16 protein-coding genes and 1 pseudogene are annotated in these 14,655 nt (G+C 72.7%); 8 read left to right on the top strand and 9 right to left on the bottom strand.

The genetic code is table 11. The features are described 5' to 3' along the window. Positions 1-13 precede the first annotated feature (13 nt). Complete coding sequence (locus ACFYZZ_RS13425) at positions 14-841, bottom strand: hypothetical protein (RefSeq protein ID WP_389174837.1); 828 nt, start codon at positions 839-841, stop codon at positions 14-16. 246 nt (positions 842-1,087) lie between these two features. Here ACFYZZ_RS13425 and ACFYZZ_RS13420 point away from each other — a divergent pair, with 246 nt between their 5' ends. Next, positions 1,088-1,729 carry a hypothetical protein gene (locus ACFYZZ_RS13420; RefSeq protein WP_389174834.1) on the top strand — a complete coding sequence of 214 codons (642 nt, stop codon included), beginning with the start codon at positions 1,088-1,090 and terminating at the stop codon, positions 1,727-1,729. On the opposite strand, the gene ACFYZZ_RS13415 is transcribed toward ACFYZZ_RS13420, so the two are convergent. Next, positions 1,698-2,798, bottom strand: a complete 1,101-nt coding sequence (locus ACFYZZ_RS13415; RefSeq protein ID WP_389174831.1) for a mechanosensitive ion channel family protein — start codon at positions 2,796-2,798, stop codon at positions 1,698-1,700. The genes ACFYZZ_RS13420 and ACFYZZ_RS13415 overlap by 32 nt on opposite strands. A 316-nt stretch (positions 2,799-3,114) precedes the next feature. Here ACFYZZ_RS13415 and ACFYZZ_RS13410 point away from each other — a divergent pair, with 316 nt between their 5' ends. Continuing rightward, positions 3,115-3,651, top strand: a complete 537-nt coding sequence (locus tag ACFYZZ_RS13410; protein ID WP_145878278.1) for an HNH endonuclease — start codon at positions 3,115-3,117, stop codon at positions 3,649-3,651. 98 nt (positions 3,652-3,749) lie between these two features. Here ACFYZZ_RS13410 and ACFYZZ_RS13405 read toward each other — a convergent pair whose 3' ends face one another. From ACFYZZ_RS13405 to ACFYZZ_RS13385, 5 genes are all read right to left on the bottom strand, one after another. Continuing rightward, positions 3,750-5,105 (bottom strand): ABC transporter permease, encoded by a 1,356-nt coding sequence (locus ACFYZZ_RS13405; RefSeq protein ID WP_389175750.1) that lies wholly within the window; start codon positions 5,103-5,105, stop codon positions 3,750-3,752. Between the two features lie 74 nt (positions 5,106-5,179). Further along, entirely contained in the window at positions 5,180-5,878 is a 699-nt protein-coding gene (locus tag ACFYZZ_RS13400; RefSeq protein WP_389174828.1) for an ABC transporter ATP-binding protein, read from the bottom strand. Next, on the bottom strand, positions 5,875-6,408 hold the full coding sequence (locus tag ACFYZZ_RS13395; RefSeq protein ID WP_389174826.1) for a PadR family transcriptional regulator: 534 nt from the start codon (positions 6,406-6,408) through the stop codon (positions 5,875-5,877). Before ACFYZZ_RS13395 ends, ACFYZZ_RS13400 begins: the two co-directional genes overlap by 4 nt. Positions 6,409-6,542: 134 nt before the next feature. After that, positions 6,543-6,794 (bottom strand): hypothetical protein, encoded by a 252-nt coding sequence (locus tag ACFYZZ_RS13390; protein ID WP_389174823.1) that lies wholly within the window; start codon positions 6,792-6,794, stop codon positions 6,543-6,545. Then, on the bottom strand, positions 6,787-7,140 hold the full coding sequence (locus ACFYZZ_RS13385; protein ID WP_389174821.1) for a hypothetical protein: 354 nt from the start codon (positions 7,138-7,140) through the stop codon (positions 6,787-6,789). The genes ACFYZZ_RS13390 and ACFYZZ_RS13385 overlap by 8 nt, the downstream gene beginning before the upstream one ends. 86 nt (positions 7,141-7,226) lie before the next feature. Between ACFYZZ_RS13385 and ACFYZZ_RS13380 the strand changes: the two are divergent. The 4 genes and pseudogenes from ACFYZZ_RS13380 to ACFYZZ_RS13365 all read left to right on the top strand — a co-directional run. Then, positions 7,227-7,595, top strand: a pseudogene (locus ACFYZZ_RS13380) (DUF397 domain-containing protein); the annotation flags it as partial. Between the two features lie 109 nt (positions 7,596-7,704). After that, the gene (locus ACFYZZ_RS13375) at positions 7,705-7,959 is read left to right on the top strand and encodes a hypothetical protein (RefSeq protein WP_389174818.1); all 255 of its coding nucleotides are present in this window, start codon (positions 7,705-7,707) and stop codon (positions 7,957-7,959) included. Then, positions 7,960-10,041 carry a 4-alpha-glucanotransferase gene (gene malQ, locus ACFYZZ_RS13370; RefSeq protein WP_389174816.1) on the top strand — a complete coding sequence of 694 codons (2,082 nt, stop codon included), beginning with the start codon at positions 7,960-7,962 and terminating at the stop codon, positions 10,039-10,041. Positions 10,042-10,088: 47 nt separating this feature from the next. Further along, positions 10,089-10,343 (top strand): hypothetical protein, encoded by a 255-nt coding sequence (locus ACFYZZ_RS13365; protein WP_386571671.1) that lies wholly within the window; start codon positions 10,089-10,091, stop codon positions 10,341-10,343. A gap of 149 nt (positions 10,344-10,492) precedes the next feature. Here ACFYZZ_RS13365 and ACFYZZ_RS13360 read toward each other — a convergent pair whose 3' ends face one another. After that, positions 10,493-11,089: a TetR family transcriptional regulator gene (locus tag ACFYZZ_RS13360; protein ID WP_389174813.1), complete on the bottom strand. Its 597-nt coding sequence runs from the start codon at positions 11,087-11,089 to the stop codon at positions 10,493-10,495. 114 nt (positions 11,090-11,203) lie between these two features. Between ACFYZZ_RS13360 and ACFYZZ_RS13355 the strand changes: the two genes are divergently transcribed. Continuing rightward, on the top strand, positions 11,204-12,676 hold the full coding sequence (locus ACFYZZ_RS13355; protein WP_389174811.1) for an FAD-dependent monooxygenase: 1,473 nt from the start codon (positions 11,204-11,206) through the stop codon (positions 12,674-12,676). A 28-nt stretch (positions 12,677-12,704) separates the two neighbouring features. Here ACFYZZ_RS13355 and ACFYZZ_RS13350 read toward each other — a convergent pair whose 3' ends face one another. Then, complete coding sequence (locus ACFYZZ_RS13350) at positions 12,705-13,223, bottom strand: MarR family winged helix-turn-helix transcriptional regulator (RefSeq protein ID WP_389174808.1); 519 nt, start codon at positions 13,221-13,223, stop codon at positions 12,705-12,707. Positions 13,224-13,341: 118 nt separating this feature from the next. Here ACFYZZ_RS13350 and ACFYZZ_RS13345 point away from each other — a divergent pair, with 118 nt between their 5' ends. After that, positions 13,342-14,631 carry an MFS transporter gene (locus ACFYZZ_RS13345; protein ID WP_389175749.1) on the top strand — a complete coding sequence of 430 codons (1,290 nt, stop codon included), beginning with the start codon at positions 13,342-13,344 and terminating at the stop codon, positions 14,629-14,631. The last annotated feature ends 24 nt before the right edge of the window (positions 14,632-14,655 follow it).

The following is a 14,655-nucleotide window of genomic DNA, read 5'->3' as shown; positions in this document are numbered from 1 at the left end:
GGGTGCTGCCGGTCTAGTTGACCGTCACGTGGTCACCGGCGGAGGCCTTGGCCGCGGTGGTGGCCGTACCCGTGAAGACGAAGCGGTAGGTGCCGCTCTTGGTCGCCGTCACCGTGGTGGACAGGGCGCCCCCGGTGCCGGAGGTGATCGCCTTGACGTTCTTGTACGAGCCGCCGTCCGCCTTGAACTGGAGCAGGACGGTCTGACCCTTGTAGCCCGTGTACTTCTCGCTCATCCAGTCCGCCCGGGTCAGCGAGCCCTTGACGGTGATCGTCTTGCCCTTGACCGCGGGCTCCGGGGAGGCGTTCACGGTCACCTTGGCCGCGCGCTGCACCGTCACCGGGGCGAGGTTGCCCCACAGGGTTACGTCCATCTCGTTGTGCAGGTAGTCGTCCGAGACGGTGCCGTCGGTGTGGGCGTACAGGCCCGCGGCCTTCCAGGTGGTGGCGTCCGCGGCCTCCCACAGGGAGTCTCCCGGTTCCACGACGATCGTCTCGGTGCAGCTCTCGGTGACCGTCGTGTCCGTCGTGGCGGTGGTCGAGCAGCTGGGCGCCGCCTGCGGGTCCAGCTCGTTGCCGACGTTCCGCAGCGTGCCGCGGTAGAGGACGACCGCCTGGAACGTCTTCTTCTGGTCGATGACCAGGTCCTTGGGCCGGGTCAGGGTGTACGTCACCGGCACGCTCACGGCCTTGCTGACACCGACGACGAGCGGCTTGCCGTTGTTCACGGTCACGCCGGCGAAGGTCAGGTCGGGCGTGCCGGACGCGGAGGCGACGGGCGCGGCCAGGCCGGTCAGAGCCAGGGCACCGGACAGGGCGGTGCCTATGGCGAGCTTTCTCATGTATCCCCACATTCGCAACGGGCCCCCGGGCGGCATCGCGCTCCAGAACCAGGGCCCGTCGTGCAGGCGACACTAAAGGATCACCGGATGCGGAGGGAATACGGGGTTCCTGTGAAGACGATCTGAACCCTTGATCGTCACGAGTGCGTCACGGACCTGGTTTCCGCTGGTCAGAGGACCTAGATTCACCGTTCGCGCGAGTGCGTTCGTGGCGCTGTGTCAGATGGTGGGGATGGTGGGGGCGGAATGGGAAGGCGTCACATCGCGGCGGCGGTGGCGCTGCTGCTGGGGGCGGTGGCGTGCACGGCGCAGGAGAAGCCGGTCGCGCACGCGGTGCCCTCCGCGTCCGCCCCCTCCTGCCGGTCCGGAGCCATCCACTGGCGTACGACCGCGACGGAATGGCGGCTCACCGAGGTCTCCCCGGTGGTGACGGTCGGCAAGAGCGACGTCAGGGCCAAGAAGTACGCGCACTTCGAGTTCCCGGCCGTCCACGTGCGCACGGTGACGGCGAGCGTGGAGACCAGCGCGCCGAGCGTCTCGGGCCGGCGCGTGCTGGCCTCGCTCGCCGACCGCCTCGGCGAGGACGTGTCCATGCTGGGCAGGCCCGGCCGGACGACCGTGCACCGGAAGCAGGACCTGGTCACGGTCGACCTCCGCGGAGTCCCGGGCCGCTTCGTCGAGGCCGACGGCGTCCACGTCGTACAGGCGAGCTTCACCGTCACCTGTCCCGGCCGTGACACCGACCTCTACGGCAGCGTGACCACCTGGGACGGCGACGGCAGCGCGCTCCTGCGGTGCGGAGAGCACCCCGGCAAGGACGCCTGGGTCCGCGAGGGCTACCGCCTGGCCTGCGGAACTACTTCGACGCCGGCCGCTGCTGCGGAGTGATCGGCGAAGCGGCCGCCGCCTGCGGCGAGTCCGCGTTGGAGTACACCGAAGGAGCCGCGACCGAGGCCGTCGGGTCCGGGACGTCCTCGACGTTCTCAGTCGCCGTCGCCCCGCCCACGATGCGGACGCCGGCCGCGTCGAACGCCCGCTTGATGCGCCAGCGCAGCTCGCGCTCCACCGCCAGCGACTTGCCGGGCATGGTCCTGGCCGAGACCCGGACCACCATGGAGTCGATCAGCACGCTGTCCAGGCCGAGCACCTCGATCGGCCCCCACAGCAGCTCGTTCCAGGGCTCTTCCTTGGCCAGCTGCTCGGCGACCTCGTCCAGCGTGGCCTTCACCCGGTCCAGGTCCTCGCTCGACCGCACGGTCACGTCGACCCCGGCGGTCGCCCAGCCCTGGGAAAGGTTGCCGATCCGCTTGACCTCGCCGTTGCGGACGTACCAGATCTCGCCGTCGGCGCCGCGCAGCTTGGTCACCCGCAGCCCGACCTCGATCACCTCGCCGGAGGCAATGCCCGCGTCGATCGAGTCGCCGACGCCGTACTGGTCCTCCAGGATCATGAACACGCCGGAGAGGAAGTCCGTGACCAGGTTCCGGGCGCCGAAACCGATCGCCACACCGGCCACACCGGCCGAGGCCAGCAGCGGCGCCAGGTTGATCTTGAAGGTGGACAGCACCATCAGCGCGGCCGTGCCCAGGATCAGAAAGCTGGCCACCGAGCGCAGCACCGAGCCGATCGCCTGCGAGCGCTGCCGGCGCCGCTCGGCGTTGACCAGCAGCCCGCCCAGCGCGGTGCCGTCCACCGACTCCACGGTGCGGTTCATCCGGTCGATCAGCTTGGTGATCGCCCGCCGTACCGCCGCTCTGAGCACGAACGCCACGACCAGGATCAGCAGGATCTGCAGGCCCATCGCGAGCCAGGTCGACCAGTTCTGCTCCACCCAGCTCGCCGCGTTCGTCGCGCTCTCCTGGGCGTCCTGAAGGTTCGGCACGGCCGGGGCCGTCGCCCCCGAGGGAGACGGGGTCGGCGTCGCACCGGCGGCCACTAGGACGACGGGCAAGGACACGGCAGGTACCTCCAACGTGCTGCACGGTCCGTCCGGTGGGGCGGTCAAGGTCACGAAAAGGTCACCGGGCGGACAGGACCACCACACTAACGGGGCATTGTGTGTGCACCACCCCGTTCCGCACAGGAGGGCCACAGGAGAGACCGGTCTCACCCGGGCTTGAACAGGCCATGATCCGGGGGATGAACCAGGTGTGGTCGAAAACACTCCCAGCCCGTTACCGGGACATGGTGGCGCTTCCACCAGGCATGAGGGGAGACTGACTGCAGATCGTCCCGGCGCGAGCCACGCGCCGCCGACGCCCAAGGAGGCACCCGTGCCGCATGTCCTGGTCCTCAACGCGTCGTACGAGCCGCTCGGCGTCGTACCGCTCCGTCGCGCGCTCGTCCTCGTCCTGGAGAACAAGGCTGTCTCCCTCGAGGAATCCGGCGCCTATATGCACAGCGCAACCGTCACAGTCCCCGCACCCAGCGTGGTCCGGCTCAAGCGATTCGTCCGGGTTCCCTATCGGGGGCCCGTTCCTCTTACCCGCAGGGCGCTGTTCGCCCGCGACGGGGGCCGGTGCATGTACTGCGGTGGCGTCGCAACCAGCGTCGACCACGTCATCCCGCGCAGCCGCGGGGGCAAGCACGTCTGGGACAACGTGGTGGCCTCCTGCCGCCGCTGCAACCACGTGAAGGCCGACAAGCACCTCGTCGAGATGGGCTGGCGGCTGCGTCACAAACCGGCCCCGCCCACCGGTCTGGCCTGGCGCATCATCGGGACCGGCCATAGGGACCCGCGCTGGCTGCCCTACCTGCAGCCGTACGGCGCGGACGACGCCATGGCCCGGATCGACGGCATCTCAGCCTGACGATCCGGGCCTTCGCGTACCCGGGGCGGCACCCCGGGCACCCGCGTGGTCCGGCCTCGGGGACCCCCGTACCCCGGGGCCGGACGTTCCGGTGGCGGTCAGGCGTAGCGCAGCTCCGCCGGGTGCACCGAGCGGCGCAGCAGGGGCAGCGAGGTGGCCGCCGCCAGCAGGCAGCAGGCGTACACGCCCACCGGGACCAGCAGCGCGGCGTACGGCACGGCCTGGCTGACGTACTCCTGGGTCACCAAGCCGTACCAGATGCCGATCGCCATCCCGCCCGCGCCGGCCAGTGCGACCGCCGGAGCCAGCGGCAGTGCCGTCTCCAGGAGCAGCGCCCGGCCGAGCACCGCCCGCGGCACCCCGGCAGCGACCTGTGCGGCCAGGCCGCGGCGGCGGTTCGCCAGGGACTCGGCGGTGCCGACGGCGAGGCCGGAGAGGGTGATCACCAGGGCGACGAGGATGGCGGCGCCGGTCAGGTTGATACCGGTCGTGTAGAAGGACACGGGCATGCCGAGGTGATTCCCGCGGCTCATGGCGTGCAGGTCGGCGAGGAACGCCTGACGGACGCCGACGAAGCCCGTGCCGACGATCGTGACCAGCAGGACGGCCGCGTGGGTGCGGGCCGCGGCCCACGGGTCGTCGCGCAGCCGCTCCGCCGCGATCAGTGTCGCCGCGGACCGGGCGCGGCCCGCCAGCACCCGTCCGACCAGTCCGGCCGTGCCCCCGGCCAGCCACACCGTGCCCGCCCCGACCGCGATGACCAGCCCGAACACCGTCAACGGCACCTGCCCCCGGTCCGTGCTCGAGGTGTTCGCGACCGCCCAGAGCGCCAGCAGCAGGACGACCAGCACCCCGCCGACGAACAGCAGCCCCGGCCCCCGGCCGCTGCCGGGCCGCACCCGGCGCACCCACCCGAGCGGGGAGGCCACCACCCGGCGCAGCGCCAGCGCGCCGGTCGCCGCGCCCAGCACCGGCACCCCGAGGGCGACCAGTGCGAGTCCGGCCCAGGCCGCGGGAGTCGGGCTGTCCCACAGGTCCAGCAGGACCGGCACCGCGACGGCGGTGGCGAGGACCGAGCCCAGCAGGCAGGCCGGCCCCGTCTCCAGCGCGGCGATCCGGCGCACCTGGGCCGGGCCGGCGCCGGCCAGCCGCAGCCCGGCCAGCCGCCGGTCGCGGTGCACGGCGCCGATCCGGGCGCACTGTCCGAGGAACCCCAGTACCGGCACCAGCAGAAGCAGCAGGCAGACGATCACCCCCGAGCGCTCGCCGGGGTTGTTCAGCAGACCGTGGCCGAGGGGCACCTGGTGGTACCCCCGGAGCGAGGCCAGGGCGACGGCGGCGAGGGCGAACCCCGTCGCCAGCGCGGCCCCGGCCGCGGTCAGCCCGGCCCGCCACCACTCCTGCCGGTCGGAGCCGCGGATGAGCTGCCAGGCGAGGCGCACATCGGCGGTCACGGTGCCGCGCGTACGGATCGCGGTCAAGGTGCCGCGCGTACGGGGCGCGGTCACGGTGTCGCGCGTACGGGTCGTCACACCGCCACCTCCGCCGGCACCGCGAGCCCGTCGCTCATCCGCGTCTCACGGTCCGCGTAGGCCGCGACCTGGGCGTCGTGCGTGATCAGCAGCACCGCCGTGCCCGCCTCGCGGGCCGTGTGCACCAAGGCCGTCATCACCTGCTCGGTCGCCAGCGAGTCCAGGGCGCCCGTCGGCTCGTCCGCGAAGACCACCTTCGGGCCGGTCACCAGCGCCCGGGCCAGGGCCACCCGCTGCGCCTGGCCCCCGCTCATCTCGCCCGGCCGCAGCTCCTCCTGCCCGCGCACTCCGAACCGCTCCAGCCACGCGCCCGCTCGTTCCCGGGCCCCCGCGCGGTCGGTGCCGGCCAGCAGCAGCGGCAGCGCGACGTTGTCCAGGGCCGTCAGCTCGGGAATCAGCTGCCCGAACTGGAACACCACACCGAAGTCGGTACGGCGCAGCTCGCTCAGCCGCTTCTCCGGCAGCCGGTCGAGCCGCTGCCCGTCGTAGGCCACCGCGCCCTCGTCCGGCCGGACGATCCCGGCCAGGCAGTGGAGCAGCGTCGTTTTTCCGCTGCCGCTGGCACCGGTCACCGCGAGGATCTCGCCCGCGCGCAGTTCGACCGAGGCGCCGCGCAGCGCCTGGGTCCTCCCGTGCGCCTTGACCAGATCCCGGCCCGCCAGAAGCGGCACCGAGGAATCCGCCCTGTTGCTCATGTTGCGTCGACCTCCGCGGTCAGAGTGGTCAGCCGGGCCGCCGTGGTGTTCATCCAGCGGAGGTCGGCGTCGAGATGGTTGAGGGCGTAGTCCGCCGAAAGCACGGTCGCCAGATCGGCGCCCGGGCCCGTCTTCACGGCCGTGAGCTGCCGCATCCGCTCCATGTGCGCGGCACGCTGGGCGCGCAGGTAGGCGGCCGGATCGCCGCCGGAGAGGATCGAGACCACGACCTTGGCGAAGATCTCGTTCGCCACGAACGGCGCGGGCGGGGCGATCTCCCCGGCCCACCGGGCCAGTTCGCGCGCTCCGTCCTCGGTCGACCGGTACAGCGTCCGCTCCGGCCCGCCGTCGGCGTCGGTCCCGTCGACCTCCGCGAGACCGTCCCGGACCAGGCGCTGCAGGGTTGTGTAGACCTGCCCGTACGCCAGCGGACGAGCCTGGGGGAAGCGTTCGTCATGGCGCCGCTTGAGGTCGTAGCCATGGCTCGGCCCTGCCTCCAGCAGCCCCAGAAGGATGTGCCGAGTGCTCATGGAGATCAGTATGCACTGGATACATGTACTGAGTGAATAGTGGTCGCCGGGAAACCCCGACCGGGTTGTCGTTCGGCACTCTCAGCGGGAGTGGGTGCTGTGCCTGGCGCCTGATCCCCGGGGTACGCCGCGCCTCAGCCGAACCAGCTCACCTGGACCAGGACGATCCGCTCGCCGCGCACGTCCGTCAGGTAGGTGAGCATGAGCAGGCCACGAGTCTCGGTCCGTACGCCAGGTCCGGGGCCGGTGTACGCGGCTCCTTCCAGAAACACCATCGACTCGCGTACGGCGATCTCGTTGGCCAGCCGCTCGGTCTCGGCGCGGGCCGCATCCGGGAGCCCGTCCAGCAGGTCGTCCTGGAACTGCTCCCAGTGCCAGTCAGCCACCGGCGACCTCGCGGTGTGCCGCGCGTACGATCTCCCCGGCCTCGCGGATGGCGCGCTCGCGCACGTCCGGGTCGGGGCTGCTGATGGCCTGCTCGGCGGCGTGCAGCCGCCGGGCCGTCACCGGGTGCCGCTCGATCTCGACCACGACGCCCCACTGCCGGTAGAACATCCGGATCGGTACGACGCTGTCCTCGTCCCCGGCGCGTACGAAGGCCTTCTGCAGGTCCTCGAAGAACTCGGGCAGGCGGGAGGGTGCGACCGTGGCCACGGCCTGCCGAAGCGCCGACAGGGTCAATTCGGGCTTGGGGATGAGTGGACCGTTCCCGTCCGCGTACGGCATGGTCATCGGCCGCCCCTTCCGCTCGTCCAGCGCCCATCCGGCACGGCCCCACGCTAGCGCCATTCCCGTCACTTCCGTGTGCGCGTGTGTAGATCGCCACCGCGGAGGGTGAGGCCGAGGCTCCACTCCGCCCAGACCGCGTCCATGCCCGACGCCAACCCCGCCCCCGGGTGAAGCGCCAGGCTCGGCTGTCGGGGCCCGAGCCGCTTCAGGTGTACGCGGTGATCTGGGAAGCTGCGCTTCGGCAGCAGATCGGTGGTCCCGGGGTCATGCGCGCACAGTTGCAGCGCCTGCTCGAGGTGGCCCAACTCCCCAACGTGCGCATCCAGGTGCTGCCCTTCCATGCGGGCGGCCACGCCTGCGTGGCGGGAGCCTTCAAGTCCAGTTACAGCAGCGGCAGCGGCGAATGCGTCGAAGTCGCCCGCAACATCGCCGTCCGCGACTCCAAAACCCCGCACGCTTGTGACCTCATACTCAGAAGCACGCTGTTCGGTCGCTTATGCCTGTCTTCGCGCCCGCTGGGTAGGGCTGCGGTGTCCACCTCATGCCGTGCTCGACAAGGAGACCCCCGTGGCCGCACCGGCTCATCTCTCGATCCCTACCCAGTGGAAACCCACGGCGGAGCCGTCCGCCGAGACCCACGAGGCGTCCGGCGGCGTACTCAGCGTATTCAGCGCGGAGAGCGCGAGCGCCGAGGCGCCGCTGACCAGCGAGCCGCCGCTGCCCGACGCCGAGCCCCTCACCAGCGAGCCACCGCTCGCCGACGCCGCCCCGCTGACCAGCGAGTCCGACCCCGTCCCGGACTTCTTCGGCGCGGGGTTGTAGATGACCGCGGCGCGCGAGGACGAGGAGCTGTCCCGGCTCGCCGGGCTGCACGGGGTCGCCACCTCCTACAGCCCCGCCCCGGACCGTACGGTCGCGGTCTCCGCCTCCGCCGTGGTCGCCGCCCTGGCCGCCCTCGGCGTCGACGCGAGCACCCCCGACGCCGTCCGCACCGCACTCGCCGAACGGGAGCGCGAGCTGCGCGCGCGGCTGCTGCCGCCCACCGTGGTCCAGTGGACCGGTGCCCAGGAGCCGCCCGCCGCCTTCGCCGCGCTGCCGCCCGGCACCCGGCTGCGCGTCGAGACCGAGCAGGGGGAGGAGCGGGACGGGATCGAGGGGCTGCCCACGGGTGTGCACCGGGTGAGCGCCACCGCACCCGACGGGCGCACCGGACACGCCCACCTCATCGTCGCCCCCGACCGGCTGCCCGCCCCCGCCACCCGCTCCTACGGCCTCCTCGTGCAGCTGTACTCACTGCTCTCCCGGCGCTCCTGGGGCATGGGCGACCTCGGTGACCTCGCCGAACTGGCCGGCTGGGCCGGGCGCACCGCCGGAGCCGGGTTCGTGCAGGTCAACCCGCTGCACGCGGCCGTACCCGGGACCCCGACCGACCCGTCCCCGTACCGGCCGTCCTCGCGCCGCTTCCCCGACCCCGTGCACCTGCGGATCGAGGAGATCCCCGAGTTCGCGCACATCGAGGACCAGGGCCGCGTCCGCGCACTGCTGGAGCGTGCCGAGCGGCTGCGCGCCGACGTCCTCGACAAGGGTGCCCTCATCGACCGGGACGCGGTGTGGGAGCTGAAGCGGCAGGCCCTGGAGCTGGTCGTCCGGGTTCCGCTCGGACCAGGACGGCAGGCGGCGTACGACGCCTTCCGCGCCGAGGAGGGGCAGGCGCTGGAGGACCACGCCACCTGGTGCGCCCTCGCCGAGACCCACGGCCCCGACTGGCACGGCTGGCCGGAGCCCCTGCGCGACCCACGCTCCGCCGAGACCGCCCGCGCCCGCGCCGAACTGGCCGACCGGGTCGACTTCCACGCCCGGCTCGCCTGGCTCACCGACGGCCGGCTCCGCGCCGCCCAGCGTGCCGCCCGGGACGCTGGTATGCCCGTCGGTATCGTCCACGACCTCGCCGTGGGCGTGCACCCCGGCGGCGCAGACGCCTGGGCCCAGCAGGACCACTTCGCCGCCGGCATGTCGGTCGGCGCCCCGCCCGACGCGTTCAACGCCCGCGGCCAGGACTGGGGTCTGCCGCCGTGGCGCCCCGACCGCCTCGCCGCCTCCGGCCACGCCCCCTACCGCCACCTCCTGCGCGCCCTCTTCCGCTGTGCCGGCGCCCTGCGCATCGACCACGTGATGGGCCTGTTCCGGCTCTGGTGGGTGCCCCGGGGCTGCCCGCCCACCGAGGGCACCTACGTCCGTTACGACACCGACGCCATGCTCGCCCTGCTCCTCCTGGAGGCCTCCCGCGCCGGATCCGTGGTGATCGGCGAGGACCTGGGCACCGTGGAGCCCGGCGTGCGCGAGACGCTGCAGCGGCGCGGGGTGCTCGGCACCTCCGTGCTGTGGTTCGAGCGGGACTGGGAGGGCGACAGCCGCCCGCTGCCGCCGGAGCGCTGGCGCGCCGACTGCCTGGCCACCGCCACCACCCACGACCTGCCGCCCACCGCCGCCCGGCTCACCGGCGACCATGTCGACCTGCGCGACAGCCTCGGCCTGCTGACCCGCCCCGCCGCCGAGGAGCGCGCGGAGGCGACCGCGGACACCGCGGAGTGGCTCGCCCTGCTGGGCAGCCTGGGCCTGCTCGACTGCCCGGCCGCCGGGCCCCCGGGATCCGACGAGGAGGCGGAGATCCAGGGCGTGTACCGCTTCCTGCTGCGCACCCCGGCCCGCCTGATCGGCGTCTGGCTCCCGGACGGTGTCGGCGACCGCCGCCCGCAGAACCTGCCGGGTACGTGGGACCAGTACCCGAACTGGCGCCTGCCGATCGCCGACGCGGAGGGCAGGCCGGTGCCCCTGGAGGACCTGACGGCCTCGCCCCGGCTGCGGGCACTGCTGGCGGCTCTGAGGGAGGGCGGGCCTGCATAGGGCACCCCGGACGCGCGGCCTTCCTGGGCGTTCGCTAACTTGAGAGCGTGGACAAGAAGAACGCCCTGCGCGCCGGCGCCCTGGCCGCCGGTACGACGCTGATGATGCTGCTCATGTCGTCCCCCGCGCTCGCGCTGACCCGCGACGACGGTGACGACCCCGGCACGGGCCTGAGCGTCGGCGCGACGCTGGGCCTGTACGTGCTGCTTCCGGTGGCACTGTTCGCGGTCATCACCGGCCTGGTGATGGTCCTGGACAAGTCCAAGACGCGCGTGACCAAGCCCGGCAAGGCGAAGGCCTGAGGGCGAACCTGATCTCTGCCGAGGGCGCCGTCCTGCCGCATGTGTGCGGTGGGGTCGGCGCCCTCGGTGCTTTTCCGGGCCGGGCCTGTTGCGCGGGGCTTGTTCGGCCCAGCGCCTGTTTCGCGAGGCTTGTTCGGCCCGAGGCCGGCTCAGGGGTTGGGCGCCGTCAGATAGCGCTGCACCGTGGGCCCGAGCCACGCCACGATCTCCTCGGGACGGAGCGCCACGGTGGGCGGCAGGCGCAGTACGTAGCGGGTGAGGGCCAGCCCGAGCAGCTGTGAGGCGCACAGCGCGGCCCGCGTGGGCACCTGCTCTGGGTCGGGGCACACGTGGAGGGCCACCGGCAGCACCTGGTCCCGGAAGATGCCCTGCATGCGCTCGGCCCCGGCCTGGTTGGTGGCGCCGACCCGGAGTACGGCCGTCAGCTCCTCGTTCTCCTCCCACAGGCTGAGGAAGTGGGTCACGAGGGCCCGGCCGGCCTCGTCCGGCGGTACCCGGGTCAGGTCCGGCAGCCGCAGGTCGAGCGCGACGGCCGCGGCGAACAGGCCGTCCTTGTTGCCGAAGTACCGCATCACCATCGACGGGTCGATCGCTGCGTCCTTGGCGATGGCGCGGATGGTGGCCCGCTCGTAGCCGTCGGCGGCGAAGCGCTCGCGGGCGGCGGTGAGGATCGCGGTGCGGGTGGCGTCGGAGCGGCGGCGGGCGCCGGAACCGGAATCTGTGCTGCTGCTGTCACTGCCATTCATGCCAACGATCGTAGGCCAACATTCGTAGGCCAACAAGCGTTGACACTTCTCGGGGGGCGTAGCTAATCTCGTCAACGAGCGTTGGCAAACAAGCGTTGGCAACAGGAGGTCATCATGACCGGCATCAACAACAGCAGCATCAGCCGCACCGACAGCACCCCGGGCCCCGTGATCATCGTCGGCTCCGGCCCCACAGGCCTCCTCCTCGCCGGCGACCTCGCCACCGCCGGCGTCCCGGTCACCGTCCTCGAAAAGCGCCCGCACGAGATCAGCAACCTCTCCCGCGCCTTCGTCCTGCACGCCCGCACCCTCGAACAACTTGACGCCCGCGGCCTCGCCGACGATCTGGAAGCCGTCGGCCAGTCCCTGGACCGGCTGCGCCTCTTCGGCCGGCTCACCATCGACCTCGACACCCTCCCCTCCCGCTTCAACCACCTCCTCGTCCTCCCGCAGTACGAGGTGGAGAAGGTGCTGGAGCGGCGCGCGGTCGAGGCGGGCGTCGACTTCCGGTACGAGACCGAGCTGACCGGCCTCACCCAGGACGCGGACGGCGTGACGGTGGAGGCCCGCGGACCCGAGGGCCGGACGGAGAACCTGCGGGCCGCGTACGTCGTCGGCGCCGACGGCATGCGCAGCGCCGTGCGGGACGCGATCGGCCTGCCCTTCCCCGGCAAGTCGGTGATCCGCTCCGTCGTCCTCGCCGACGTGCGGCTCGCCGAGAAGCCCCCGACCCTGCTCACCGTCAACGCCGTCGGCGACGCCTTCGCCTTCCTCGCGCCCTTCGGTGACGGCTACTACCGGGTGATCGGCTGGCACCGCGGCCGCAATGTCCCCGACGGGGAGCCGCTGGACCTGGCCGAGGTCAAGGAGATCACCCGCCTCGCGCTCGGCCGGGACTTCGGGATGCACGACGCCCGCTGGATGTCCCGTTTCCACAGCGACGAGCGCCAGGCGCCCGCCTACCGGGTCGGCCGGGTCTTCCTCGCCGGGGACGCCGCGCACGTGCACACCCCGGCCGGCGGCCAGGGCATGAACACCGGGCTGCAGGACGCGGCCAACCTGAGCTGGAAGCTCGCCGCGGTCGTCACCGGCCACGCGGCCCCGGAGCTGCTCGACACCTACCAGGCCGAGCGCCACCCGGTCGGCAAGGCGGTGCTGCGCAGCAGCGGTGGCATCGTCCGCCTCGCCATGGCCAAACGCCCCTGGACGCTGGCGGCCCGCGCCGCGCTCACCACGTTCCTCAACACCGTGGGCCCCGCCCGCCGCAAGGTCGCCGGCCAGGTCGCCGGCGTGGGCTACCGCTACCCCGCGCCCCGTGGCGCGCACCGCCTCACCGGAACCCGCGTCCCGGACGTCGCCCTGGCCGACGGCGGCCGCCTCTACGAGGCCCTGCGCGGCGGCCGCTTCGTCCTGGTCACCCCGGAGCCGTACGAGGGCCGGCGTGGGGAGCGGCTCACCGTGGCACGGTGGGCGAGCGACCGCCGTACGACGGTGCTGGTGCGCCCCGACGGATACGTGGCGTGGGCGGCGGACGCCGCGGACACGGGGCGGATCGAGGCGGCCGTGGCCGAGTACGTCGGAGGTTAGTGACGCCGGAGGTTAGTCACGCCGGAGGTCAGTGCTCCGTCCCCTGAGTCCCCGCGAGCAACTCCCGTAGCAGGCCGGCCAGTTGGTCGGCCTGTTCGGTGTCGAGGGAGGACAGGGCCGCGGTCTGGACGGCGAGGCCCGCGCCGACTGCCTGGTCGATGACGTCCAGCCCCTTCTCGGTCAGTGTCACCTGGAGGCCGCGGCGGTCGTGGGGGTCGGGGGAGCGGCGCAGCAGGCCGGCCCGTTCCAGCTTGTCGAGGCGGCCGGTCATGCCGCCGGTCGTCAGCATCAGGGTTGCCGAGAGCTGGCGCGGGGAGAGGGTGAACGGCTCGCCGGAGCGGCGCAGGGTCGCGAGGACGTCGAACTCGCCGCGCGAGATGCCATAGGGGGCGTAGGCCTTCTCCATGCGGTCGCCCATGGCGCGGGAGAGGCGGTAGATCCGCCCGAAGACCTCCATCGCCTTCGTGTCCAGGTCGGGCCGCACCGCCGCCCACTGGTCGATGATCGCGTCGACGGGGTCCCTGTGCTGCTGCCGGCCTGCGCTCATGGGCCGAGTATCGCCGTCCGGACGGTCACCCGCAAGAAAGTAGCTTGACGGAAAGTAGCTTAGGGCTAAGCTACTTTCCATCGAGTTAGTTCGAAGGGGGAGGCAAGCCGTGAAGAGGATGAACGAGGAGAGCGAACGCGTACCGGGGGAGTGGGCCCTGCCCGTCGCCGCCGCGGTCAACGGCGTCGGCACCGGCATGTACATCCCGTTCACGCTGGTGTTCTTCCACTACGTCACCGGGCTGTCCTTCACGGTCGTGGGTGCCGTGCTCACGGTCACCGGCCTCCTGGGCATCGGCGCCCTTCCGCTCGCCGGGACGGCCGTGGACCGGTACGGCGCGAAGCGCGTGCTGTACCTGCTCTACGGCGTCCGGGTCGTCGGCTTCGCCCTCTTCCCTCTAGCCCAGTCCCTCGCCGCCTTCGCGGCCGTGGCCCTGGTCACCGCGGCCGCCGACCGTGCCTTCCCCGCCGCGCAGCAGTCCCTCATCGGCGAGGTGGCGCGCGGGGGCGGGCGGGACCGGCTGCAGGCGTCCACGCGCGCGCTGCAGAACGCCGGCAACGGCGCGGGCTCGCTGCTGGCCACGCTGGTCATCGCCTTCGCGGGCAGCGCCGGTTACACCTACGCGGCCTGGGGCAACGCCCTCTCCTTCGCGCTGGCGGCGCTGCTGCTGCGCCCGCTGAGGCCGGTGCGCGCGGCCGAGGGGACCGCGGCCCCGCTCCCGCGCCGGTCCGGCGCCGGATACCGGCTCGTTCTCGCCGACCGGCCCTTCCTGGTCGTCACCGGCGCCAACTTCCTGAACGCGCTGAGCTATTCGGCACTGTCCGTCCTCTTCCCGCTGTTCGTCGTGGAGTGGCTGCACGGGCCCGCGGTGTTCACCGGTGCCGCGTTCACCGTCAACACCGTGCTGTGCGCGGTGGCCGGCGTCTTCGTCGGCGCGCGGGTCCGGCGGGCGGGCGCCCGGCGCACCCGGGCCGCGGCGCTGGGCGGGGCCCTGTTCGCGGCCGCCTTCGCCGCGCAGATGGTGCTCGGCACCCTGCGTCCCCGCTCGGGCACGGTCCTGGGCGTCGCCCTGGTCGCCGTGGTCCTCGTCTACACCCTCGGCGAGCTGATCCACAGCCCGGCGGCCGAGGTGCTCGCCGTGTCGGCGGCGCCCGAGGCGGTGCGGGGCCGGTACATGGCGGCCTATCAGATGTCCTGGTCGCTGGCGAAGGCGGTGGCGCCGTCCCTGTTCACGTCCCTGCTCGCGCTGGACGGCCGGGCGCCGTGGGCCGTCCTCGTCCTCACCTCGGCGGTGGCCGCCGCCCTGCTGATCCGGGTGGAGCGCCGACTGCCGGCGGAGGCGGTACGTCCCCAGCCGGTGACCGTGACCCAAGGCGGCGCCCCGGCTCCCTCGCCCGTCACGGCGTAACACCCACCTCTCCCGAATCCGAAG

Source organism: Streptomyces sp. NPDC001816 (assembly GCF_042892235.1).
Classification (GTDB): domain Bacteria; phylum Actinomycetota; class Actinomycetes; order Streptomycetales; family Streptomycetaceae; genus Streptomyces.
Note: the sequence above shows the minus strand (reverse complement) of the source record. Positions and strands in the feature narration are given on the sequence as shown.

Excerpts from the sequence above, each read along its gene's own strand:
- ACFYZZ_RS13425 (WP_389174837.1), bottom strand. The coding sequence starts at position 841 with ATGAGAAAGCTCGCCATAGGCACCGCCCTGTCCGGTGCCCTGGCTCTG.
- ACFYZZ_RS13420 (WP_389174834.1), top strand. The coding sequence starts at position 1,088 with ATGGGAAGGCGTCACATCGCGGCGGCGGTGGCGCTGCTGCTGGGGGCG.
- ACFYZZ_RS13400 (WP_389174828.1), bottom strand. The coding sequence starts at position 5,878 with ATGAGCAACAGGGCGGATTCCTCGGTGCCGCTTCTGGCGGGCCGGGAT.
- ACFYZZ_RS13395 (WP_389174826.1), bottom strand. The coding sequence starts at position 6,408 with ATGAGCACTCGGCACATCCTTCTGGGGCTGCTGGAGGCAGGGCCGAGC.
- ACFYZZ_RS13385 (WP_389174821.1), bottom strand. The coding sequence starts at position 7,140 with ATGACCATGCCGTACGCGGACGGGAACGGTCCACTCATCCCCAAGCCC.
- malQ (WP_389174816.1), top strand. The coding sequence starts at position 7,960 with ATGACCGCGGCGCGCGAGGACGAGGAGCTGTCCCGGCTCGCCGGGCTG.
- ACFYZZ_RS13360 (WP_389174813.1), bottom strand. The coding sequence starts at position 11,089 with ATGAATGGCAGTGACAGCAGCAGCACAGATTCCGGTTCCGGCGCCCGC.
- ACFYZZ_RS13355 (WP_389174811.1), top strand. The coding sequence starts at position 11,204 with ATGACCGGCATCAACAACAGCAGCATCAGCCGCACCGACAGCACCCCG.
- ACFYZZ_RS13350 (WP_389174808.1), bottom strand. The coding sequence starts at position 13,223 with ATGAGCGCAGGCCGGCAGCAGCACAGGGACCCCGTCGACGCGATCATC.
- ACFYZZ_RS13345 (WP_389175749.1), top strand. The coding sequence starts at position 13,342 with ATGAACGAGGAGAGCGAACGCGTACCGGGGGAGTGGGCCCTGCCCGTC.